At 43.8% G+C, this 24,581-nt stretch carries 19 protein-coding genes and 1 tRNA gene; 4 read left to right on the top strand and 16 right to left on the bottom strand.

Annotated features, from left to right (window positions below; translation table 11 throughout):
• Nucleotides 1-21 precede the first annotated feature (21 nt).
• The 3 genes from LHL20_RS14630 to LHL20_RS14620 form a co-directional block, all read right to left on the bottom strand.
• Nucleotides 22-1,755, bottom strand: a complete 1,734-nt coding sequence (locus LHL20_RS14630) for a protein adenylyltransferase SelO family protein (protein ID WP_226433824.1) — start codon at nucleotides 1,753-1,755, stop codon at nucleotides 22-24.
• Between the two features lie 80 nt (nucleotides 1,756-1,835).
• Nucleotides 1,836-2,393 (bottom strand): DUF1439 domain-containing protein, encoded by a 558-nt coding sequence (locus LHL20_RS14625; protein WP_226433823.1) that lies wholly within the window; start codon nucleotides 2,391-2,393, stop codon nucleotides 1,836-1,838.
• Between the two features lie 67 nt (nucleotides 2,394-2,460).
• A complete protein-coding gene (locus LHL20_RS14620) occupies nucleotides 2,461-3,339 on the bottom strand; it encodes a LysR family transcriptional regulator (protein WP_226433822.1) in 879 nt (292 codons plus the stop codon).
• 184 nt (nucleotides 3,340-3,523) lie between these two features.
• Here LHL20_RS14620 and LHL20_RS14615 point away from each other — a divergent pair, with 184 nt between their 5' ends.
• Nucleotides 3,524-4,195, top strand: a complete 672-nt coding sequence (locus LHL20_RS14615; RefSeq protein WP_226433821.1) for a hypothetical protein — start codon at nucleotides 3,524-3,526, stop codon at nucleotides 4,193-4,195.
• A 75-nt stretch (nucleotides 4,196-4,270) separates the two neighbouring features.
• Here LHL20_RS14615 and LHL20_RS14610 read toward each other — a convergent pair whose 3' ends face one another.
• Nucleotides 4,271-8,791, bottom strand: coding sequence for an EAL domain-containing protein (locus LHL20_RS14610; RefSeq protein ID WP_226433820.1), 4,521 nt, complete (start codon nucleotides 8,789-8,791; stop codon nucleotides 4,271-4,273).
• A gap of 499 nt (nucleotides 8,792-9,290) precedes the next feature.
• Nucleotides 9,291-9,485 carry a hypothetical protein gene (locus tag LHL20_RS14605; RefSeq protein WP_202262426.1) on the bottom strand — a complete coding sequence of 65 codons (195 nt, stop codon included), beginning with the start codon at nucleotides 9,483-9,485 and terminating at the stop codon, nucleotides 9,291-9,293.
• Nucleotides 9,486-9,606: 121 nt separating this feature from the next.
• Here LHL20_RS14605 and LHL20_RS14600 point away from each other — a divergent pair, with 121 nt between their 5' ends.
• Nucleotides 9,607-9,939: a DUF1904 family protein gene (locus tag LHL20_RS14600; protein WP_226433819.1), complete on the top strand. Its 333-nt coding sequence runs from the start codon at nucleotides 9,607-9,609 to the stop codon at nucleotides 9,937-9,939.
• 79 nt (nucleotides 9,940-10,018) lie between these two features.
• On the opposite strand, the gene LHL20_RS14595 is transcribed toward LHL20_RS14600, so the two are convergent.
• From LHL20_RS14595 to LHL20_RS14585, 3 genes are all read right to left on the bottom strand, one after another.
• Nucleotides 10,019-10,471 carry a DUF2799 domain-containing protein gene (locus tag LHL20_RS14595; RefSeq protein WP_226433818.1) on the bottom strand — a complete coding sequence of 151 codons (453 nt, stop codon included), beginning with the start codon at nucleotides 10,469-10,471 and terminating at the stop codon, nucleotides 10,019-10,021.
• A 261-nt stretch (nucleotides 10,472-10,732) separates the two neighbouring features.
• Entirely contained in the window at nucleotides 10,733-13,813 is a 3,081-nt protein-coding gene (locus LHL20_RS14590) for a WD40/YVTN/BNR-like repeat-containing protein (protein WP_226433817.1), read from the bottom strand.
• A 25-nt stretch (nucleotides 13,814-13,838) separates the two neighbouring features.
• Nucleotides 13,839-14,597, bottom strand: a complete 759-nt coding sequence (locus LHL20_RS14585) for an outer membrane lipoprotein-sorting protein (protein WP_226433816.1) — start codon at nucleotides 14,595-14,597, stop codon at nucleotides 13,839-13,841.
• 454 nt (nucleotides 14,598-15,051) lie between these two features.
• Between LHL20_RS14585 and LHL20_RS14580 the strand changes: the two genes are divergently transcribed.
• Nucleotides 15,052-17,157 carry an LruC domain-containing protein gene (locus LHL20_RS14580; protein ID WP_226433815.1) on the top strand — a complete coding sequence of 702 codons (2,106 nt, stop codon included), beginning with the start codon at nucleotides 15,052-15,054 and terminating at the stop codon, nucleotides 17,155-17,157.
• Nucleotides 17,158-17,167: 10 nt separating this feature from the next.
• Nucleotides 17,168-17,686 carry a hypothetical protein gene (locus LHL20_RS14575; protein ID WP_226433814.1) on the top strand — a complete coding sequence of 173 codons (519 nt, stop codon included), beginning with the start codon at nucleotides 17,168-17,170 and terminating at the stop codon, nucleotides 17,684-17,686.
• 77 nt (nucleotides 17,687-17,763) lie between these two features.
• Here LHL20_RS14575 and LHL20_RS14570 read toward each other — a convergent pair whose 3' ends face one another.
• The 8 genes from LHL20_RS14570 to LHL20_RS14535 form a co-directional block, all read right to left on the bottom strand.
• Complete coding sequence (locus LHL20_RS14570; protein WP_226433813.1) at nucleotides 17,764-18,198, bottom strand: DUF3010 family protein; 435 nt, start codon at nucleotides 18,196-18,198, stop codon at nucleotides 17,764-17,766.
• Nucleotides 18,199-18,416: 218 nt separating this feature from the next.
• Nucleotides 18,417-18,503 (bottom strand) — tRNA-Leu (locus LHL20_RS14565).
• 160 nt (nucleotides 18,504-18,663) lie between these two features.
• Nucleotides 18,664-19,761 (bottom strand): HupE/UreJ family protein, encoded by a 1,098-nt coding sequence (locus tag LHL20_RS14560; RefSeq protein ID WP_226433812.1) that lies wholly within the window; start codon nucleotides 19,759-19,761, stop codon nucleotides 18,664-18,666.
• A 28-nt stretch (nucleotides 19,762-19,789) separates the two neighbouring features.
• The gene (locus tag LHL20_RS14555) at nucleotides 19,790-20,860 is read right to left on the bottom strand and encodes a tetratricopeptide repeat protein (protein ID WP_226433811.1); all 1,071 of its coding nucleotides are present in this window, start codon (nucleotides 20,858-20,860) and stop codon (nucleotides 19,790-19,792) included.
• Between the two features lie 62 nt (nucleotides 20,861-20,922).
• A complete protein-coding gene (locus LHL20_RS14550; RefSeq protein WP_226433810.1) occupies nucleotides 20,923-21,501 on the bottom strand; it encodes an Ig-like domain-containing protein in 579 nt (192 codons plus the stop codon).
• Between the two features lie 11 nt (nucleotides 21,502-21,512).
• Nucleotides 21,513-23,105, bottom strand: a complete 1,593-nt coding sequence (locus tag LHL20_RS14545) for a DUF4331 domain-containing protein (RefSeq protein WP_226433809.1) — start codon at nucleotides 23,103-23,105, stop codon at nucleotides 21,513-21,515.
• A gap of 152 nt (nucleotides 23,106-23,257) precedes the next feature.
• Nucleotides 23,258-23,995 carry an anti-sigma factor gene (locus tag LHL20_RS14540; RefSeq protein WP_226433808.1) on the bottom strand — a complete coding sequence of 246 codons (738 nt, stop codon included), beginning with the start codon at nucleotides 23,993-23,995 and terminating at the stop codon, nucleotides 23,258-23,260.
• Entirely contained in the window at nucleotides 23,992-24,525 is a 534-nt protein-coding gene (locus tag LHL20_RS14535) for a sigma-70 family RNA polymerase sigma factor (protein ID WP_226433807.1), read from the bottom strand. Before LHL20_RS14535 ends, LHL20_RS14540 begins: the two co-directional genes overlap by 4 nt.
• Between the last annotated feature and the right edge of the window lie 56 nt (nucleotides 24,526-24,581).

Here is a 24,581-nt window from a genome sequence, read left to right as displayed (position 1 = left end):
CTCATCAATTGAAGTAAGCCGTTATGAAGAGCAGCTGTAATGCGATACACCGCCAGCGCCGAAAAACTCAAGTGGGCGTCGCTTGTAAAACTCCTGCTCTATTGCCTTGGTTTGTTCTTCATAGGGTTTACCTAGTATGTCTTGCAGGTAATGAATGCGCGTAAAGTCGCCGGTTTCGGCGCGCTTGTATGCAGGCACGACAAGCCATTCTCGCCAAGTGTATTTGGGGTTGGTACGCCGCATTTGCGCCGCGATAGCTTCCTTGTCACCGCTGTTTTCAATCTGCTTTTGCCACGCACCGAGCCATGCTTTCCACTGCGATAACAACAACTCTTTCGGCGCGTTGTAGAAGCTTGGTGAAAAGGCGCTAATATCTTTAGGAAGCGATGATAGTTCTCTAAAGAATATGGTGTAGTCAACGCCCGTGCGCACCATTAGCTGCAACAGCTCAACAAGAAGCGTGTGATCATATCGACTAAGCCCAAGTTTAGCTGCCCACATTCCTTGCATCTTGCTTTCCATCACCTCAGGGAATTCGTCGGCAACAAGTGATAGGGCGTTGGCTTCATCCTCGGCGTCTTCAAGTAGGACAGCCAAAGCACTACACAACATTTCAAAGTTCTTATGTGCAGCAATAGGCTGATTCAAAAACGAGAAGTGACGACCACCTCCTGTCCACGGCTGATAGACAGGGTCGAACATTTCACAAAAGCCAAAAGGGCCGTAGTCGAGAGTGTAACCACCGCCTGCACAGTTGTCGCTGTTGAAGTTGCCTTGGCAGTATCCCACTCTTACCCAGTGTGAAACTAATGTTGTTAGTCGCTCTCGAAATGCGATGGCTAGTTCGACTACCTGCTTTTCAAAGGGCAGGGTGGTATCGATGTCTTCTTTGTATTCTCTTTCAATAAGGTGCGCAACAATGGCTTTCAATTCATTTAATGCATTCGGATGCTCATGCCTGCGCGCGCGCCGCCCAAATAATTCAACTTGGCCAACGCGCAAGAATGAGGGAGCGACGCGGGTGGAAATCGCAACCAAATTTGGCACCATAACTTCAGGGTCTTGAGAGTCTGAACCTTCAAGGTACCAGGGCCTGTCTACTGTTTCAGATTGTGACATAAACAAACTAAGCGAACGGGATGTGGGTACACCAAGCGCATGCATATGCTCTTGAGCTAAAAACTCGCGCACACTTGAGCGCAGCACAGCGCGTCCATCTGCGCCGCGACAATAAGGCGTTCTGCCAGCCCCTTTTAGCTGCATTTCCCATCGTTTGCCGTTAATTTCTACCTCTAATACAGATAGCGCACGTCCATCACCGTAGCCATTGCCTGTTTGAAATGGGCACTGCTGTGTATATTCCGTTCCGTAAATAGACAGGGCGTAGCCCGTCGCCCAACCATATGGATGTATGTTGCTGTCAATATTAGACATATCGCCGGAAAACAGACGTTTAAAGTCATGCTCAAGCGCTAGGCTTTCGTCAAAACCAAGTTCATTAAAAAAGGCGTGGCTGTGAGCGACATAGAGCGGATCAGCAATAGGCGTTGGCGTAACGGGTACATAATGGCCGCTAAAAACTTGACGGGGTTTGTGATCGTTACCATCTTCAGTTGCCTGCGGGTCGGCCGTTAGCGTGTTTAACAATGAGTAGTCGACATGCTGTGCCAGCTCATGCATGGTTTCTATCTTAACGCTGGTATCTAAATTGGTATCTGCGCTGGGCGTTTTCTGTGAATGCGTATTAGTGGCCATAAAGTAAGTTACCTTTCAAAACGACGAAGATATTTGTGAAAACACGCTCAAGGTATTTTAATTCCAAGGTCTCTGAATTTTTAGCGCTTTGGGCGTAGAACAAGTCTGCCTTGTTCAACATCAAGGCTTAAAGGCACGGAAGACAACAGCCCAATAACGTCATTACTTGTGTCTAGTGTGTAAACTGGGTTTGAGGCAAGGTATCCATTGACTAGCATCATCATTTCACCACTAACGGGTGCAATATTTCCTCGGTAGCCTCCTGCGTCTATTGTACTATCCAACAGTGAGAGAGAACGAACGAAAATCGCCTTTTTTTCGCTGTCGTAGAAAGGTGTGCCTTCAATTAGCAAACTGACTTTCATGGGGTAGTTAAACCCAAACGCACTGACTGTTGCTTTAGCCTGAGTGCCAAGTGAAACCACATCTCTTCCGTTAGGCCCGATATCAACAGTTAAGTCGTCCACGCTGAGCATAAGCGGAATACCGGCCAAGTAAGCCTTCTTTTGTAACTGAACTAATTGTTCGTCTAAGGCTTGTTCTATTTCACTGTCGGAAATACTAAATACCGACCACTGCGGCAGGTTGGCGCAGCCATTTAAAAACAAAATCGTGACTAGGGTAAAAATACTTCGCATTAAAATTAATCTCATTCGTTACTATTAGTGACAAGCTAGAAAACATCATGTTGTATCAATTATGCAATTAGTCAACTGAAGCTTGCCCCTCGATAAGCGGTTTCTTTTTTAGCAGTGCATCAATTAAGAACTGCATTAGCAACTTTACTTTTGGCTGATGATGAAGGTCTGGGTGCGTGAGCACCCAGATGTCGTATTTTAAAATGGGCGAACTGCCCTCAAGCCTCACCAATTCCGGATTAGTATCACCCATAAAGCACGCCGCGCGCCCCATGCCGACGCCCTGAACGATAGCGTGATAGCGCGAAATAATATCGTCAAAAGAAATACCTATGGGGACATCAGGAAGAGGCGATTCTGCAAGCCACTCAGGCCAAACTTCGTTTTCAATAGGTGCTACCCATCTCCAGTCTTTTTGTCCAACGTTACTGCAATAGTCTTTATGTGCATAAAAACACAAGCCGAGCTTGCACAATCTTCTACCAATAAGGTGATCAGGAAGTTTATACGCACCGCGTATTACAACATCAGCTTCGCCTTTATCGATGTCAGCGAAGGCAGTAGAGCTCTTAATACGCAAGTTAATATTAGGGTATAGACGCGAAAATTCTCCTAGCTCTTTCACTAACAAAAACTGAGACATAGGTTCGCCTAATGAGAGCGTGATTGGGCCTGAAAGCGCGTCGCTATTTGAGCAAGCAAAGCGTTCAGATGTCATTATTACATCTTCTACTTTTTTGGCGGTCGCCACCAATTGCTCACCGAACGGCGTTGCTCGGTAGCCACCTGGGATCTTTTCAAATACTTCTGCTTTGCGCTGTTTTTCAAGTATCGCGAGACGTCGAGCAACCGTAGTGTGTGTGGTGCCCAATGAAATTGCTGCGCCGCGCAAGGTTCCTGTGCGATGAAGCGCTAAGATAAGTGCATAATCATTCCAGTCATTCATGGAACGATAATGCACCATTTTGAATAAAAAACAAACCGTGTTAGCCAGTATATACCTTGGTAAAGTGACCTAAAGCTAACAGAGAAAGTATGGGATAGAAATGAAGGGTGTAGGTTTTTATAGTGTAAAGTGTTGTATTGTTATTGTTTTTATTGTTTTTTGCGGCCTCATAGTGCCCAGCGCAGTGGCGCAAGAAGAAAGTGGTGAATTGGTGGTGCATTTTTATCCGGGCGCTGTTATGCAACTTATTGCTCCGGTAACTGATCCTGCAAAACGCGCACTACGGGATAGCTATTTTAAGAAAAATGGCGATACTGCACGCAACTATGGCTACCAACAAGACGGGGTACTTGTAGTTGAAGAAACCTTACTTGGCGATTTCAAGCCCAATGTATTTGTCGTTAGCCATTGGTCTTCACTGAAAGCACAAAAAGCATTTCAGTCGCTAGCTCAATTCACTGATGTTAAATCGTTAAGACGCCAAGCATGGGAAGCGTTAAGACTTTACGATCATGAGTTAGACGCACCGCTAACGTTAACGTTTAAAAAAGATAAAACCTATACATTGGCTTTTGCATGGACTAATCCTGAAAAGCCAAGTGAATACTTTAACTACATTAGCAGCCTGCCACCGCTTTTAGATAAAGTCGGGGGGCGCTTTGTATATCAAATAAATAATAGTGTGCTAAGTGCTCATGATTCCAATGCGTTAGCGCCTCAACAGATTACGTTGGTTGAGTGGGACACCTCAGATGGTGTCGAGAAATTGCAGGCGTTATCAGAGTTTGCCAGTCTTTCTGAACAGCTGCGAAATGGTACTGTGCGCTTTGAGTTGCATAAAGTGGTACTACGCTAGAGCGTATTGATCTTTGCCGTACGTTTTTGCTGCCTAAAGAGGTTCGCAAATTGAGACAAAGCACATCTGAACAGGTTATTCAGATGTGCTGAGCACGTTGTCATGCAAAAGCGTTAGCATGTCAGCTTCTGGAAGAGGCTTAGCGTATAAGTAGCCTTGTAAATATTCACAACCGTACTGCTTAAAGAACGCTGCTTGCTCTTGGGTTTCAATTCCCTCCGCTACGCATTGAATATTTAAGCTGTCTGCCATTCTAAGTGTGGCAAGAATTATGGCCTCATTACCGCCGTTAAAGCCGATGTCCTGTACAAAACTTTTGTCTATTTTAAGAATATCAATAGGGAAGTCTTTCAAGTACTTTAGCGAGGAATATCCTGTGCCAAAGTCATCTAAAGCAATGACAAAACCACATTCTTTCATTTTTGCCATTGCACGCATGGCGCTTTCGTAGTCTGACATGAGTGCGCTTTCTGTAATCTCAAATCTGATAGCACTGTTTGGGATGTCGTGGGCGGCAAGCAACACAACTATTTCATCAATTTTCGCGCATTTAGATATATGTGTTGCACTTAAGTTGATAGACAAATAGTAGCCACTTTGTCTCCACTCGGGGGAGGTAAGCGTAGGGATTGCTTGCTCGATTAGCGAAATCGTCATGTCTTCGACCAGTCCAATATCTTCTGCAACGGGAATGAAAACATCGGGTGGTGTCATGCCATTTTCAGTGGGCCAGCGCATTAACACTTCAAAGCCAGAAATGCGTCCCGTTTTGCAGTGCACGATAGGCTGGTAGTAGCCAATAAACTGTTTGTTGACATGGGCTTGTTTTACGGCATTCTCTAGTCGCAGTTTGTTTTGCGCCCGTTCATTCATGTATTCAGTAAAGTATTGGAAATTATTGCTGCCCAGCTCTTTAGCGTGATACATAGCAATATCTGCATTTTTCAATAATTCTGCTGGTGTGCTGGCATCTTCAGGAAATACCGATATTCCCACGCTTGCTGAAACACTGACAACTTGGTTGGACAGCATCACGCTTTTCGATAGCTCTTTAATCATTTCATTTGCGATGTGACTGAGATCTTTTTCTTTAGAGACTTTCTCAATCATGACAACGAATTCATCACCGCCCAATCGTGCAACGGTATCAGATTGACGCATTAAGTTTTCAAGCCTTTCACCGACGACGCGCAACAAGGTATCGCCCGCGTCGTGGCCTAAGCTATCGTTTACTTGCTTGAATCGATCTAAATCAATGAAGAATAGTCCTATGGAAGTATTATCTCTGATAGCCTGATCAAACGCGTGTTGAACACGGTCTAGCAACAAAGAGCGATTTGGTAGCCCTGTTAAACTATCGTAGTTGGCTAATTGTACCAAAGCCCCTTGTGCATCTTTTTGCTGAGTAATATCTGACAGAATGACTAGATAGCGGCTTATTTCGTTGTGATCTTGCGCATTGGTAACGGCGGTTATGCCAATATTCACAACAAACTTATCACCTTTTAAGCTTTGAATCTCAGTTTCGCCGCTCCAGTGTTCATTAGGCGCAAGTCTTCGCATATTGCGCAGCGATTCAAACAATGCACTTTTTTGATCAGAAAAAATCTGACTAAGTTGAACGGCAATGTCTTCGTTAGGACAAAGGCAAAGTGCGTCCTTAAACGACTGATTTGCAACAATGGGTTTAAAAGCGCCATCAAAAATTACTACCCAGTCTCGGGTGTGCTCGAATGCTTCGCCGTAGAGCTGTGCTTTAGTTTGCGTGTTAATTGACTCGGTTACGTTTGAATATGTGCCAGCCAGTTTTATGGTGTCACTGGTCTCTGTGCTATCTACAATGGCCCCTACATCTCTATACCATTCATAATGCCCGTCTTTTGCTTGTAAACGATATGTTAGGTCAAGGTTTTTTCGCTGGCCTTCAAGCACAAGTTGCCACTGTGATTTAAATGCTTTGAGGTCGTGTTCGTGAATTAATGCGCAATGTGAGTCGAAGTCAATCGTGCCATCTAAAGCGTCGTATCCAAGCTCTGTAGCAATGCGTTCTTGCGAAATGTTATTGGTGTCTTCACGCCACTGCCATACCTTTGTATTACTAGCTGTGAGGGCCATGGACAGTCTGTTTTTATTTTTAAGCACTGCGAGGTGTGCAGCTTTGAGTTTGTCGCTGTGTAGCTTTCTTCGCCAGAAAAATATCACTAAAAACAAGATGACTAGCAGGCTGTAAACAAGATAAGCAAAAGGAGAGGCAAAGGGGGGATAATGTACCTTAATACGCAAAGACGAAACTGGGCCTGTTGTGTTATTGGCAACATTAAACCGGCTCACTTCAAAGGTGTATTGGCCAGGTTCAAGTTGGGGAAACGTAACTTCTGTTGAATTAGTTGGGGGGTAGGTAACATCAACGCCTCCGAGTAAGGCATATTTATAATGACTTACATTGGTTTGGTCGTATTGCATGTCAGAGTAGTTTATCGTTAAACCAATATCATTGTGTTGCAGAAATACCGTTTTACCGTTCTTGTTACCTGCACCTAATTCAAGTTGATTTGATATTAAGCTTACATCTGTGATCAGAACATTAGACGTAATGTCATTCTTTTGAACAAACTGATCGGGGTTGAAGAGGGTAAAGCCTTTTTGAGAACCGAATACCAAATCACCATTGTCTAATGGCTTTTTCGCCCCCCATTTGAATTCGTTGTTGATAAGCCCTTCTTTTGTCGTGTATTGCTTAATAGCCAGCGTCTTAGGGTTAAATTGCAGTAATCCTTTGTGGCTACCCATCCATATATAGCCGTTATCGTCTTTCTCTAAACTAAACACGATATTGGTAGGCAGCAAATTCGAAGTATCGAAGAAGTGTTTTTGTTGATACGTAGTCGCGTCTAACCCGTAAAGTCCATGACCTGGGTAGCTAACCCACAGCGTATTATAGTCATCTAAAATAGCCTCAGTAGGCTGAATGACATATTCAGACTGAAAACTTCGCGCCTCGTGGATTTTTTCTAACTGGCTGGTAGCTACATGATAGCGCCATAGCCCACCCGTCATAGAAATCAGCACAGTATGCTCTTCGCCATCATAGTCAGGAATGAAAGTGTAAAACTGGCTGGTATCTAAAGTGGCTGAAAGTACTTCGTCTTTTGTTAGTGTGTTTTTTATTCCGTCAAGCAGATAAAACTGCTCTTCGCCAGCCACGATATATTTGTTTTTCGACAGTCGAAGAATATCGTAGGCCATGTCTGAGCTTAACAGCGCATTTGCTTTTGCATCCATACTTAAAGGAATAACGCGCTTAGTCACAAGATCAAATTTGAGTATTGCCTCGTAGGTAACCAGCCACACCCAATTGTCTTCACCTTCACGAATAATAAAAATTGAGCCAGAAGAGGCTACTGCTTTTTTATCCGATGATACTAAAAAATGTTCAAAATCGCCTGTTTCTAAGTTGTAGAGGTTTAACCCGTTATTCGTCCCAACCCACAAATTAGTATCATTTTGAACATGGAAGTCATGAACCATATTGTCACTAAGTTGGTTGGGGGACGATTTATCAGAAAATATGTTTTTAAAAAGGACTGAGCGAGGATTCCACAGCAACATACCAGACGTCTTCGTTGACAACCATAATTGACCGTTTGGCGTTTGCGCCATTTTGGTAAGGTTATCGTCAGTCATTAACAAATTGGAGTTGGAAGGGCGAAACAGGTGCTGCAGCTGAAGTGTATTAAGGTCGATAATATATAAACCATCGTTGGTTGCCAGATAATACTGGCTACCTTTAATAGATAACATGCTCCAAATATTGAGTGAAGTTAATGCTCTAACACTTTTGGGCATGTTGTCTTGTCCTCGCGCAAAAGCGAGTAACTCACCAAGATCAAATCGATATAGCCCATCGACAGTGCCTAGCCAGAATTGATGCCTATCGTCGATTAGAATTAGCTTCGCGTTCATTTTGTCTTTGTTCGAGTCACTGTTTTTGACGTATTCAACCTTTTTGATAGTAAGGCTTGGGATGTGAAACGTGTAAAGACCTGTGGAAACCGCCACAAAAAGTACATCATCGTGTAACGTCAAATATAGAATGACTTCGTCATCTGAAATAGCGAGTTCGGGGGCCAGTAAATCGAATACGGTTTCCCATGTATTCGTGGTCAGATTGTATTGAACAATAACGTGATCAAAAGCAATAAATAGTGTGTTATCTGGCCCTTCAATATAATGTGATGCATATTGATACCACGACGGCTGGCTTTGATAGGTTATGGCAAGTAAACGCTCGCTTTTACCCGTGGCGCGACTAATTCGATAAACGCCGCTGCTGTATGTACTTACCCAAATATCGCCGTTCTTATCCTCAAATAGCGAATAGATACCGTCATCAGCAAACTCATTTTGTAAGCCAATATATTGCTTGTTGTGATGTCCGTCGTATCGGTTAAGGCCTGTCTCAGTCGCTACCCATAAAAAGCCATCACTATCGACCAACATGTCGTTGACGGAGTCTTGTGAAAGACCATTTTCGGTGGAGAGTTGTTTGAATCGAGGATTGGATATAATGGGCTCAGCAAAGACGAACGAATGCACGCATACGCTTAATACGACTGTGAGTGCAAATAACTTAATAAAGGTAAAATTAGAAACTTTTTTGTCGCGCAATGACAGCATCAATTACATTCGCTTTCCAGTTGTTCCACAACGCCTATTCTCTATAAGTAGCAACATAACAGCGTCTTAATTTTGAAGCTAACTTAATGAGGGTAAACAATAACGTCTAGTCTTGTCATTAATTCTAGTTCAATTTATGAAAGTACTGGTAGTCACAAAAAGTATAAGTGTTCAGGCGATAACAAACGTCGTGTAGGTAACTATTTAATTCTAACCGCGATCTATTTCTAACTACGCTCAATTTCTAACAGTGTTGTGTTGTAGTTAATGCTTGATAGCGAATTTAAACTAATGAACCCGACAATTCACAACGCGTTGATCAATTGCACTACAATATAGTCGCTTTATTATCGGGCACAGGGGAAGGAATGTGCTGAGTATCGTATGGAGCTAGTAAGGGGCTTCGTCTAATTCACTATTAGTGGACAGCCGATGATGATGGTGCAATAGGTGGTTTATCGTATTTTGGGGTGTCTAAACCAACAGTGCCCGCTTCCTCGACCAATGCCGTCATGGCATCAATAATATCGAGAAAATGCGCTAGCTGTTTCGGTGATAGTTCGCTAGAAAGGTGTTCAATCTTAGTGATAAGTTGTTTTGTAGGTAAACGCATAGTGTCAAAATCTCGTTGTTTTACTGGTTTTGGCTCTTAATTAACCTTTACCTTTCAAGTTACTTGCCAATATTTAGTATCATTATTAAAAGAAACAAGAGAAGTTTACCAAGGAGCCAACGTGCCACACATTCGAGCTAGAGGAATTGACGTTAGCGCGCTTACGAGCGTTGCCGATGATATTGTTGAGAGTATTGCTAAAGTGACTGATACGCCTGCCGATCATTTCACAGTCGAACACATACCCAGTGAGTTTATCGTGAAGGGTGGCGCGTTGCCTGCTTACCCTTTCATTGAAATACTGTGGTTTGATAGAGGGCAAGAGGTAAAAACTAGTGTGGCCATTATTGTTGATGACATTTTGCGGCCCATAGTGGGGACAGACAAAGACATTACAGTGGTGTTTTCTGATTTGCGCGGGCAAGACTATTACGAAAATAAAACGCACTTTTAGGGCATAAAAAAACCGACACGTCTGTGTCGGTTTTCGATAAATTTGTTAGTGCCTATTTAGTGCCTAATAAGTACTTGAACTAGAAGTGGTTGGTGCGTTTACTGTTCGCGCTGTGAATTGGCTTACGAGAATGCTTGAAACCGTCATGGTAATTGGCACTGTTTACACTGTTGTGCTTTTGTAATCCTACTTCATAGCCTTGCATAAAGTCATCGGCCATCGCTGTTGGACATACATTCGGGTACGCTTTTTGAACTCTTCCCAGCGCATAGCCATTGTCATAGGTACAGAAGCTTTCAATGCCTGACATGTAGCCTTGCACAAACTCGGCTTCATCTTGTGCTGTTGCTGGCTTGTCGCACGATTGTACGATATTGTAAAATTGCGTTGCAGGCTCACCTTGGCTTGCTGCTTTATAGCCAACTTCCTGCCACGTAGAGTCTGTGGCGCAAGAAGCGTTGCCAGTGTGCTGACTTGCAAAACTAAAAGGCGCTAGAACTAGCAGGGAAACTACTGCGAAAAGCTTCTTCATAACATTCTTCCTTAAATCTCAGATGTACCTTACTTTCTCAGTACAATGTTGTTTATAAAATATACTTCTTGAACGAAAATATGGCAGTTCACAAAGCGTATGTCAAATTGGTCAAAGAGCTAAATTGAATAAGTTGAACATTTAATGAATAGGTACTGCGAAATGACACTATTTCATGGTTCTTCAATACGTTAAGAAAAAGTGCTGAGAGGGAAGTGCAGGCGAGCATCGATAACTCGCCTGCACTAGGTGTGCTGAAATTTATTCGGCGACAAAATCGTCAAATGACTTTATTTCAACTTTGCTTTGCTTCGCTTCCAATAACGCGGTAAGCGCAGGTAGTTCTGACTTTTCCATTGCTTGATAAGTACTTTTTGCTTTATCAAACATGTCTTCTAATAGCGCAAGGTTCTGCATTTCAGACTTAGATGGTGCTACAAAACTTTGCGTAATTTTGCTGTACAAGTCTGCGATTTTCTCGCGTAGCTGAGGTTCAGCTGCACCAACGTAGTTGTCACCAGTAGTGATAACTAAGGTCTCCTTCAGCGCCATAAGCTTATCGGTGATCGCGGTAACTTCGTCAGATTCACTGCCTTGTGCTGCGTTTAGGTACTGGTCAACTTGATAAACTAAGTATGCTAAGTCTTGTGTCATGTCATATAGCTTCATCGTGGTTTCTTGAAGCTTGCGACGCTCACGCTTAGATAGGGCAGAGTCAGGATCGTTTTTAAGCGTTAATGTGCTTTCAAAGGTTTCTTTGCCCTTGGTTAATACCACTCTATATTCACCTGCTGGTGCGGTAGGGGCCGCGAAACCGCCGCGAGCAAACGTCTTTCCGGTAGCAATTTTAGGGACAGGTAAATGATAATCCCATGTGACCAAGTTAATCCCCTTCTTCTTGCCCGCTGGTAACGCTTTTACTAGCTCACCCTCTTCGTTGAAGATCTCAATCTTCATTTTTCCAAAGATGTGCTTTTTCTTCATATAGTAAGCAATTTTAGCTTCGTTATTTGGGTTGCGCCCTACAAACTGGGTTTCGCTGCCAAAGCCGCCAGCCCCAAAGCTTTGCTCTTCATCTATAATGGTTGCAGCTCCTTCATCGAAGAAATGTACTGCCTTCGCCAATACATCGTCGTTTAACTCACGAAGGGGTGATATATCGTCAATAATAATAACGCCGCGTCCATGTGTACCCATTACAAGATCGTTGGTACGCTCTTGCAACGCTATATAGTGCACCGCTGTCGCAGGCATATTGTTAGTGAAACGCTCCCACGACCTTCCGCCATTGATTGACACAAACAGACCAAACTCAGTTCCCAAAAATAGCAAATCTGGATTTACTGTGTCTTCCTGAATGTTTCTGGCGAAGCCTTCAATGGTGTCATCGTGAAGCGCTGTCCAGGTTTTACCAAAGTCTTGCGTTTTATAAACGTAAGGTTTCATGTCACCTGATGTATGACCTTCAAAGGTCACATAAGCAGTTTTCTTGTCGTGCACACTTGCTTCAATGTGTGACACCCATGTGTTTTTCGGTAAGTCAGGTACGTTGTCGATTAAGTTCGTCCACGACTTGCCACCATTTTTTGTAAGCTGAACATTACCATCATCTGTACCTACCCAAATGATGTCTTCATCAAAGCTCGACTCGGCAATGGTGAAAATAGTGGAGTGGTTTTCAGCACCTGAGTTATCCATCGACAGACCACCAGATTCCAGTTGCTTTTGCTTTTCGGGATCGTTAGTTGTCAAATCAGGTGAAATAATTTTCCACGTATCACCCATGTCGTCCGATACATGTAAGAACTGGCTGCCAATATAAATACGATCTGGCTCATTAGGGCTTAGTGTGATTGGTGCATTCCAGTTAAATCTAAACTTAGGCGTACCTTCAATAGGCAATGGCTGAATAGTCTTTATTTGTTTTAGCTTGGTGTTGTAGCGCCAAACGTTTTCAGCACCTTGCATTTCAGAATAGATTACGGGTTTGGTTTCGTGTTTTAACACGCGGAAGCCATCGCCAAAGCCGACACTATTCCAATCGCTTGCACGCACACCACCAGGGGCGGCAGAAGGGCCATACCAACTGCCGTTGTCTTGTAAACCACCGTACACATTATATGGCTGTGCGTTGTCTACACTGACGTGATAGAACTGAGATACAGGAATATTCTCAACAATTTCCATCGTGGTGCCGCCGTCCCACGTACGGTAAATACCGCCGTCAGTGGCGACAAACATTTGATCAGAATCGTTAGGATCAAACCAAATATCGTGGATATCAGAATGCATAGTACCCATGTTTCTAAAGGTATTGCCGCCATCTCTTGAAATCGAACCAAATAGGCCACCTTTCACAAGGATATCTGGGTTTTTCGGGTCAACCGTAATGCGCGAGAAATAGAAAGGTCTTACTACTAACCCAAAATCGCTATTAAGATGCTGCCATGTTGCTCCGGCATCATTTGAACCGTATAAACCTTTTTCTTCATCTTTCTCCGTTTCAAGCACTGCGTACAGTCTGTTCGGATCAGAAGGTGCAACGGCTACGGCAATTCGACCAAGCTTTCCTTCAGGGAAGCCTTGGTGAATTTTGTTCCACGTTTTACCGCCATCACTTGATTTATACAGTGCACTATTGGTACCGCCAGAGTTGAATGACCAACCGGTACGTCTAAATTCCCACATTGAAGCGTAGAGAACGTTTGGGTTTTGAGGGTCCATGATAAGGTCAGCACAACCTGTCGTTTCGTCGACATAAAGCTGCTGCTCCCACGTCTTGCCGCCGTCTGTTGATTTGTAGACGCCGCGCTGCTCACTGTCACCCCATAAACCACCCAACACACCAACGTAAATTTCGTTGCTGTTTTGCGGGTTTACGATAACGCTACTAATTCTTTCAGAGCCTTCAAAACCCATGAGCTCCCAGTTCTTACCGCCGTCACTAGTGCGGAACAGGCCGTCACCAATCGATACACTGTTACGCGTCCAGATCTCACCTGTACCAACCCATACGGTATTGTCAGGGTCGCTCGGGTCTACCTCAATAGCACCGATAGACTGAGGGAAATCTTCGAAGATGGGCTGGAAAGTTGCGCCACCATTCTCAGTTTTCCACACACCACCGCCTGCCGCGCCAGCGTAAAGCACTCGGCTATTCGTAGGGTGACCTTCAATGTCGCCAAATCTACCACTCATTAGCGCGGGGCCAATGTGACGTGCTTGTAAGTCGCCAAAAATTGGGCTGCCTTTTGCCTTGTCAACAGCAAGTGCGGGTGCACTTGCTGCTGTAGTGATTGCAATAGCAACTGCCAACGCCCAGCGTTTTGGGAGTTGATTCATGGGTTTATCTCCTTATAAAACCAATTTATTGTGCAGCTGGAAACGCGAACACGCTGTCATCAACAGTTGGGTTTAATTCAATCTCATTAATAACTAGTGGCGATGTAGCAGCAGGCTGTCCTTTAATGCCTTGTGTCATAGCAAACGGGAAATAAATACCGTCAACTTCTTGATAGTCACTCATTTTTATTTGTTGAACCTGGCCTTTCATTGGACCGCTGTGAATATCGCTTTCCATCATCACTAAGACCATGCTTTCTGCATCGAAGTAATAATATTCAATAGACGGTATTTCTTCGCCTTCAACGGTAATAGGCTCTTTAACTAGTTTCACCTTATAGGTGTCTTCGCCGTCAACACTTTCAGTGCCCATCAGTTCTGCTTGATAGCCTTTTTCAGCGTAATCCATTAACGAATCAGGGAAGTCGTTCATATTTAACTTCATGTTTTCGGTTTCTTCGGTTTGCGCTTTTTCTGCTTTCATAGTCATGAAGTTAGTGCTCCAAAGCGTTTCACCGTCAAATACGCCTTGCATGATTTCTTGACCCTGCACAGTTGCTTTGGTGTATTGCTTGCCCGAAGACTGTTGGACAATTTCCAATGGGAACTTCATCGGTCCTTGCGATACTTCGGCAACAATCTTGATACCTTTCATTGCTTTAAGTGCATCTTCCCCACCAATATTTTCATGGTATGTAGAGATAATTTCATCTGCATCGGTAGCGTGTGCCAATGAACTAAAACCAATTAAAAGCGCAGGCATGAGGATTTTTGCTAGTTTCATATCTATTTCCTTGTTTGTTTAAAACTTAAATTTACTTAGCTTACTGAATGAGTTGTCTGTTAGCGTTAGTCGTTAAACGCTTCAAAATATTACAGGCAAACTGAATAAAAAACGGTTGTCTGATAACCCAGTATATTGAACACGGGTATGGTTACACTATCACTAAAGGTAAAAAAAATGTGACATTTTGTTTCCTCGAGCATTGTTCGTTGAAAAAAGTGCTGAGTGATGGCGTTGAATTGATTTTCTTATTGCGAATCTCTTTGATTTTGCAATTCGCAAATTGAAAAAATGAGGTGTGTTTACTCAATAAAATAGACGTGATAATCAGATGGGCTTTTCTATATGATATTGTTTTAAATGATTAATTTATTGATGCTGATTAGTTTTATCTTGATGCTGGCATGCAACTTGTAATCACAGTCATTATTATCCTTTGATTGTGAGAAGTTAAATGAAGAGACAATGTAAGCTAGCAGCCGCAATGTTAATGGCATTTTCATCATGCCACGTAGCAGCAGACGCTTTTGACAGCTGTCCATCACAAGCCTTTCTAATGCAAGACACTACCGCCCAGTTATACGGGGTGAATCTCGTTACAGGAAACGTTGATTTACTTTCAAGTAATCTGGGCACGAACGACCGGATTAATGGTTTTGGGTTCAGTAACCACGACAGATACCTTTATGGTTGGGGTTATCAAAACAACACTATCGTACGAATTGGTAACGACTACCAAATTGAGCCGTTAACAGTAACCAATAAGCCCGGAGCGAACTTTTTTGTTGGTGATGTGGCGCTTACTGAAAATGCCTATTATCTGTATAAGAAAGGCAGTCAATATGGCTTGTATCGAGTTTCTTTAGATGAAGATGATGTCGATTATTTAGACATGCAGCGCGTAATCGATGGCGCTTCGCTTTCACTGCTAATCTATGACTTAGCGTTTCATCCCACCGACGGTTTTGCCTATGCTGTAGACAAATATGGTGACTTATATCGAATAGACGTTAGCACGGGTAGTAAGTCGAAAGTAAGCAACGTGGGGCAACGAGGAACCTTCGGCGCGGCGTATTTTGACGTAAACGGCACCTTTTACATTAGCCGAAACTCAGATGGAAACATTTTCCGTATCGATGTTGACGGGAATAATCCAAAGGCTGAGCTTTTCGCCTATGGCCCAAGTTCTGGCAATAATGATGGTGCGCGCTGTGCGATGGCACCCATCACCGATGAATCTGTGCCTGCGACTACTGATTTCGGCGATGCGCCAGATTCGTATTTAACTTCACTTGCCAGCAATGGCGCAAGACACGGTGTGGTTGAAGGCATTCATTTGGGTCATGCTATAGATGCTGAATATGATGCGCATGTTTCACCGTTCACTGATGAGCAAACCAATGGCGATGAAGACGGGGTAAACTTTATTACTGCGTTTGAAGCTGGTCTAGAAAGCTTTATGCAAGTAACAGTCGAAGGCGACGGCTTTTTAAGTATGTGGGTCGACTGGGATCAGGATGGCAAGTTCGACGCGAGCGAGCAATTAATTGCTGACAAAAGCTTAACTTCAGGCACGCACTTCCTCTTCGAAGATACTCCATTAGAGGTCACCTCAGGTGTAACTTGGGCCCGTGTGCGCTATACAACCACGGCGGGGGTTGGACCAAGCGGTGGTGTAACTGATGGTGAGGTGGAAGATTATCAAGTAGCGGTTGTTAACTCAGGCAACAGTTTAGTGAACAATACGCCATACTTCTTGGCCTTTGAAGACAACTGGCCTGAAACCGGTGATTATGATTTTAACGATGTTGTGATTCGTCTTAACTCGTCAATGATTGTCTCGCAACAAAACCACGTTAAAAAACTGAGCCTCACCGGTGAATTAACCGCTATGGGAGCGTCGTATAACAATGGGTTTGCTATTCAACTTGAAGGTATCACTAATGAGGATATCGATACTGATACAATTCGCTTTTATATCAATGGCGCCGAAGTGGCGACACCTCTATTAGAGAATGGTACCGAGTATGCGGTATTAAAAATTAGCGACGATTTATGGGATCACGTGACAGCAGGTGGTTGTTGGTTCTATAAAACTGAGGAAGGCTGTACATCCCAATATGAATTTAAGTTTGCAATTTCGCTTCAGTTCAATCGTGATGTGAGTGTAAGTAACTTCCCTCAGGCTCCTTACAAACCCTTCATCTTTGCCACAGAGGGGACCGAACATGGAGATGCCTTTGCAAGTAATCCAGGGCGCGGTTTGGAGATTCATCTTAAAAACAAAACACCTACAGCGTTAGCAAACACAAGTTACTTTGGTTTAGCTGAAGATGCCACAGACTTGGGAGCTGGGGCCACCTATCAAACAGAAAATGGATTACCTTGGGCTATAGCCATTAATGCAAGCACGAACAGTAACTGGCTTCATCCTCAAGAATATGTGGATATTTTAAGAGCTTACCCTCAATTTGCAGACTTTGTAAGCTCTAATGGCCAAGACAAAAAGTCATGGTTTAAGAGCGAAAACGCTGATTTATCAAAAGTTTATTCTTACTAAGGGGCTGACAATGAAACATCTTTTACTTATTCCAGCATTTGCAGTGTTAGTCGCTTGTGGCGGCGGTGGTAGCGGTAGCGATACGTCAGTTTCAAGTTCTAGTGGTAATGGGCAGTCTGCGCCTCCTGCGAGCACACCGCCTCCGGCAAGTACGCCGCCGCCCACTACTACGCCAGAACCGGTGGAAGAGCCAGAAGAAACAGGTGATATTATTAGTGATGAAAAATTCGACTTTATAGGCAAAAACAACCTAACTTTGTCACTGGATAATAATGCTGATGCATCGAGAGTGTACTTGAATGTTTGCAACAACTTTTCAACGGTGAATGGGGTAGTGCAAGTTGACTACACTACCTGTCAGTTGCGCACAACATTGCCTGCTGGTGCGGCTGAATATCAGCTCACGATTGGTGGTGATGTTGAACGGTTGGTGGCTCAAGTGTGGGTTGTAGAAGCTGGCGCTGTTCCAAAGAACTATTACTGGTCGGCTGCTAATGACGGTGCTGATTGGTCAATTGAAGTTAACTAACTACGCTAATCCAATGCATCTGCGAATATTCTGCAGGTGCATTGGATCTCACTATTGTCTATTTATCTGACCCAGCCTTAAGCCTCGTGCTCATTTTTCATTAGCCATGCATAAGCAGTTGTAAATGCGGGCTCTTGAAATTGTTTTAAACCTGTTTCAGAGAACGGCACTGCCAAAGGATTTTTGCGTAACGATTCTTTTATGTCAGTTGGGCTGAAGACAATCACGTCTAAATCGTCGATAAGCTCAATGGCTGCTTCAAGCTTAAAACCAATGGCGCTGCCTGCAAACTTGCCTTTGCTCTGACGCTGACGAATGATAACAGCATCCACTTTATAATCAGCCGCTAATTTGGCAAACGTGCTCTGAAAGTTCTTTAAACCCTTAGCGCTAGTGTCTGCAAGTGTTAAGCGGCGAGAGCGACAATCTGGAATATGAAATACACCGTCAACTAACGACAATAGACATACGGTAGCGTCGTTACTTTTTAAATCTACACCTAAAACTTTCATTCTATTTCCTTCAATAATTTGCGCGCGATTATACCGATTTGAAGCTGTTAAATGGAGTTTAATTCGTTTTTGCCTAAACTGACATCTGGGTGACAAAAAACGTAGGCTTAATGGGACCGACCTTCGGCCGACAAGCTTGCGTAGCGATTTGTCGAATTGCAGGCACAAAAAAACCGACTCAAAGGTCGGTTTCAGTATCAACTTCAAAAAGAAGAAGATGGTACCAGTGGGCGGACTTGAACCGCCACGCTATCGCTAGCAACGGATTTTGAATCCGTCATGTCTACCAATTCCATCACACTGGCATTGTGTATGGTTATCAACGTGGAGTTGATGCTTGGCATTATAGCGATGCCGCGCGCCTATACAACATTTTTTTAAGCTTTTTGTGATTAAGTGCCGAAAGATTGTTCAAAAGCGTATTTTGCTTTATTCATTTCTTTATTATTCAACAGAGCATGATCTTTACCAACGCTGGAGTGTCCAGTTAATCGCTACTACCGCAATTATTGACGATGCAATGGGCATAATAGCTTTTGAATATAACCGTATGTTTCTAAGTAAGATTAATAAAGGTAATAGCAGTGTAACTATGGCGAGTTGGCCAATCTCAACGCCTAAATTAAAGGCGAGAACATTCATTACCAAATTGTTCGACTGAGCATTAAGGTCGCCAAAAACACTGGCGAACCCCATTCCATGAAGTAGGCCGAACCCGAAAGTAATAAACCCTAAGCGCATGATGACTGGGTACACATTGTTGATGGCAGTAATAACCACTGAAATGGCAATACCTAACTCAACAATACGGCTATCAAGCGTTATAACATCTAATGCTGTTGCGGTTAACGTAATTGAGTGCGCTAAGGTAAACGTGCTCACTAAAATTACCGTACTTTTGATGATATGCTGTTTGCTATGTTTTTTTACCCAGCTTTTATTTTCTCTATAAAGATTCACGGTAAGCAACGTAGCCACTAAGAACAGAATATGATCTAGACCAATAAAGATGTGCCAAATTCCCTGATAAACCATCTCGTTAAACTGAGAAATCCAGTTGTTTTCATCAGCTGATATAGTTATAAGAGGTCGCTCATCGGTTAGGACATACACATTTGTGTGGTCGCTTAACGTTAGTGTTGTGAGTAGTTTGTGCGTTGGAAAGTTATTAACTATGCCGGTGTACTGAATCGACACTTCGTTTAAAGAAGCGCAATTTACTGATAGTGGATATGCGAGTAGCGACTCAGCAGATATCTCCCGTAGAGAGGGTTGGGCTACGCTAATGGAGCATCGCGTTTCGCTGCCTCGTATCACTAAGTGTTTTTGAATGTAGTCGTTTGCTACATTATGGTTTCTGTTGACCTCACCCCAAGTCAAACTCCCATCGTTGTTAATGTCCAAACCAGCGGCTCGTCCAATATCTTCAGGCTTTAGTAGAAGTTCGCCCAAAAGCGATTCACTTGAACTGTTTTTAAGCGTTAAATAGCCGTTGCTCAATTCGTGTGAAAATGTGAAAGCACTGAAGGCTGCAAAAATAAAAAATGCGATAAATCTATTCATGATTCGTACACTAAAGTAGTTGAAAGCGTTAAGCATTGGTTGAGACACCATTAGCTTGGCGAGCGCGCTTCAAAAGTTCTTGGTCATCCAGTGACTGTGCGAACTGCCAATTGAGTTCAGCAAATTTGAGTGCCAATGGATAATCAGGTTCTATCTCTAAAAAGTACGTGGCAACTCGTGCAGCGTGAGAGCTGTCTTCGCGCCATACTCGAATTTCCATGTTCTTAGCAAGTTGATTTTGCACTTCAGATAACACAATACCTTGTGCTCTCTCGGCAATTGCCCATTTAAGAAGTAGGCCATCGTCGGCTGTCGATATATCAGACACGACGGCGGCAAGTGTAGAGGTTATCGTTTCGTAATTTTTCAATGCAAAATGAGCGTCGGCCCAAACTAGCATTGCGCTTATGGGAAGCTGCTCAAAATTAGTTTTTACTAGATATGTAATTGCTGCTTCAGGATTACCAAGTCGCAGTGCCATATCTGATAGTACTTCATAAAACCACTGGCGCTCAGCAGGTCTTGCTTTACTGGTGTAGCGCTCAAATGCGCTAAGTTTATTGAGCAGTTTTACATCTCTATTTTGTGAAAAATCGGCATTTATCATGCACGTAAAGGCTATCAAAAAGCTTGTTTGACCTACCAATTTCTCGCAGTATTCTTTTGCTTTTTTAATATTACCTTGTTGTATATTGATATCTGCCAACAGTAATTGTGCAGCTGGAGAGCGAGAGTGATTTATTTTTTTAAGGTGTTGTTGAGCTTGCTCAAATTTATGAATGCCCTGTAATAATCGAGCTTCTAATAACACTAAACGCTCTTTTTGTCCGGCACTTAGTAATCTAATGTCGTTTCGCATGAAGTTTACAAAACGCGTTACTCGTTCTCTTTCATCTCCAGATGCTGAAAGGTAACGACTTGAAGACAGCACCTCTTCCGCTTCATCTATACTCTCTATTGATAGCTGCTCAGGCTGCCATGTTGCGATAACCGTATTAAAATCTAGATTTCCAGTTTGGGTATACGCTGAACAAGCTATCGAGGCCAGCGATACACTTGCTAAAGCGAATTGCAGAGCTGAATGCTTTAAAAACTTCATTAGAACTTCCTTTAAAAAAGCCGTCCTTGGCTTTGCGGTTGACACTGTGTACTGACGGTTCGTTATTGACCAATCAATAGATCATCGAACGTGGTCTCGTCAGCATCTTGAGTGAACTCGCGCCCGTTAATTGGCAGAGGTTCATCGATGGGTGCTTGATTAAAGGCATCACGGGTATAGCTAGAGAACGATACCTGCTGAGCCTCAATCGTAACGCTTACGGTGGCCGTAACCTCTGGGTTTACGCCGTCAGAAACGGTGAATGTGAAGCTATCAATACCCGTTACCTGAGCGTTAGGTGCGTAGGTAAAGCTGCCATCAGCATTAACTTTGGCATTACCTAATGTACCGTTTTCTCCAAGCCCGAAGGTAAGCGCATCACCATCGGCGTCGGTTGCTGTCAACGTACCCTCAAAGGCAATATCTGCTTGTGTCGTCAGCATTTCATCAACGGCTACGGGCGCTGCATTTTCTTCTGGCGCTTGATAATCGTTATCGTCATCACTATCGAAACAGCCAGATAGCGCTAGTACCAATCCAGAAATGACCCACATTTTGTGCTTTAGGAAAGGGGCTGGAGCCGAACCCACAAACGCGGGTGCATTTGGATTCTTGTTAAATAACCTAATCTTCATGGACATGATGGATCTCCTTATTCAGAGCCAGCAAGTGGTGTTTTTAGGTACGGAAATGATGAATCAATCATACTTGCATCTACAGGTGCGCCATCAGTGAAAGGTACATTACCCACACTAGCGTCTTCTGGTGTACAAAGGCCCAGGTCTGTATCTTCAACTGCTACCGGGATGGGATAGCACAAGCGGCCCATAACTACGCGAAGGGCAATATCGACCACGTCATCACCAGGGCGGCGACCGTTAGGAAATCCTGCTAAGTCATCGCCTGCAACACCAAATGCTGACTGTGATTCGGCTGGCGTTGCTGGGATCCCTGTGTTTAGGCGCAGCATTTCTGATGCTGTAACCGTTGCTTGCTGGTTAACACCTGGGAAACCTGTAAGGAACGCTGTCACTAAGTCCATACGCGGGAAGTTAGTCGGCGCAAGGGTCTCGATATCCGTGCCCAGCGTAGTATTCACTGCATCTTTAAACAGAATGTTCAGTAGTTCTGGCAAAGAAGGGTGGGTTACATAATCAGCGAATTGACCGTCTGCACTTGGGTGAGAAGTTGAGAATTTGTCTTTATCGCCAATGCCAATAACAAGCTCATTGACTAGCGGGCTACCTAAACGAGACACCTGAGTCATCGCGCCGCCATTAGCCTCAGGTTTCGCAAAAGTGGCATCTGGGTTTAGGATGCGCGCCTGCGGTAAACTTGCCGTGGTCCAGCTACCTATTACGCCGTTACCTTCACCAGTGATGCACGCTTTTGGAACTTCAATAGATAACGCTGTCACGTTTTTATCGGCTAAGTCGTCATTCATCGCGCTTTGCGTTATACCGCCAGGAAAACCCTCGCCATCACCTGCGCCCGGTGCGCTGTCGCCCTCAACAGGTACATAATTTACCAAGTCGAATGTTTTGCCTAAGTTAACAACGAAGGGGTCTTTACGCTGACCAACAAACACTTTGGCCATATCATCGCATCCAGGAATACTGAATGAGTAAATAAAGCTCTCAGCATAACGCGCGTATTCAGTTTCACTGGTAAAGGTTTTGTTACCAATGTAATCAAGCGGCTTTTTGAACATATCGCCCATGGCGGGAGTAAGCGTAGTGCGCGTGCCTGTCTGCATGTCGCCGCTCACCATAGTAAGGCTGTACATCTCTGAAAAATTCGCTGCGCTTGAATCATCTGCGCTGATACCGCCTACATTTTTAAGCGGCACTTTCACCATTTTTTGTTCGCCTTCAGGGCCGATAGGCAGGGCAATACCTTCGTTCTCGGCGGCAAGCATATTGTTAAACTTGAAAACAAAGCTTAGGTCTTCAACCGCGTCGCCATCACTATCAATATGAATCGCGTAGTGCGCGTTGGGATCCATAGCAAAGTAGTTAGGACCACCGTAGGCATCTTGCAGTGGAATATAGTTTGCTATGAAAGTCACATAATCTTCACGACCTTGTTCATAGCTATTGAAAGCATAAAAGTCGGTGCTATCTAACGCTGGGTGGCGAGTGATATTCGGTGCTTCTCGGTGACTTGACGCTATTGCGCCAGCAGTTACAGCTGCACATGTCACGGCAATAGCCAGTGACAAAGTTTTGCGTTTAAATTGTATCATGTCGAGTCTCTCTGTTTTTTATGAGTTCAAGAGACCAAACGACCGAGGTTTCACCTTAGATGCAAAATTGTTTAAAAAATTAGAAAAAAGTTTTTATGAAAAGTAAAAGGCCACGTTTCGTGGCCTTTTGGTATGCAGCTTAGCGCGGGAAATTACACGGAAACAATCGGCGCTATATATAGCACTTCCGTTGGTGCGCCTGTTACCGAGCCGCCTGGTGCTTCTAAGCTCACTGCTAACGCCGCGATACTTTGATCTAGCAAGATATCTGGTGTCGCGCGCGTGTCGCCATTAACCTCAGGCATTAAGCCGAGGGAAATTGGTGCTTCGCCGTTTGCCGGCACCATCCAAAGCTCATAGTCTTTGTCTGCTAACGCGACAAATGCATCGGTGACCTTAACATTCATAGTCGTGTCAGAAACTTCTATCACCCACAATGGCGTGTTATCAGCATTATTGACTACGGCAATATGGGAAACCTCTGGGGTAGGCGCAGGTTGCATGACGAAAAGCAATACGGCCAACACCATTGCAGCAGCTGTGGATATGAACGATAAGTTCTTCCAACGCTTCTGATTTACTTTTTCAAGAGCAACTACATTGTCGCCACTTGGTTTAGTACTAGTCGTTTGATCGACATACTCTGTATCATTGGCCGCCTTGTGGCCAAGCTTAATTTGTATATTCTCCCACACGCTGTCAGGTGGTGTCACCGGAGGCAAGGTTTCAGCAAACCCAGTAAGATATTGCTCCCATTGTGCGGTTGCATCGCTAACAGCCTGATACTGCATCATTAGCTTTTGATAGCGCGTTCGCGCTTTGCCGCGCAGCGTTCCAACTACATATTCAGCCGCGAGAGCGTTTAATCGTTCTTCTTTTAAATAATTCATAGCGATAGGCACCTCTGCAAGCTTTGCAAGCCTCGTCTTATCCAGCTTTTAATGGTTCCAAGTGGTGACGCCAAGTGAGTCACCACCTCTTGATGTGACATACCATTCACATAGGCTAAATGGATAGCTTGACGCTGTGGTCCATCAAGTTCATCTAAACAAGAGGCTAATTTTGCTTGTTCTGCCTCTAACTTTATTGATTGCGTAGTTTCCATACCTGACGGTGCATCATCTTTTAATTCGACTTCATTTCTAACATTGTGATAGCGGATTAAATCGAGCGCACGATAGCGAGCTATACTGACCATCCAGGTAAGTACCGTACCTTTGCCTCGTTGATAGTTACCGGCGTTATGCCAAATTTTGATGTAGGCGTCTTGGGTGGCTTCGTCAGCAAGTTCGGGACGTTTTAAAAGCCTTAAAGCAACAGCGTAGAGCTGTGGACTTGTTATCTTATAAAGCTCTGCGAACGCTTTTTTGTCGCCGTCTGCGGTTTTACACAGCAGAGGAAACAGAGTTTCGTGTTCCATTGTTGCTCCTATTTTTATCGTTGTGGTGCGGCCATTTATTTATTGCTTTAACTGTT

Source organism: Alteromonas sp. McT4-15 (assembly GCF_020515205.1).
In the GTDB taxonomy this organism is placed as follows: domain Bacteria; phylum Pseudomonadota; class Gammaproteobacteria; order Enterobacterales; family Alteromonadaceae; genus Alteromonas.
Note: the sequence above shows the minus strand (reverse complement) of the source record. Positions and strands in the feature narration are given on the sequence as shown.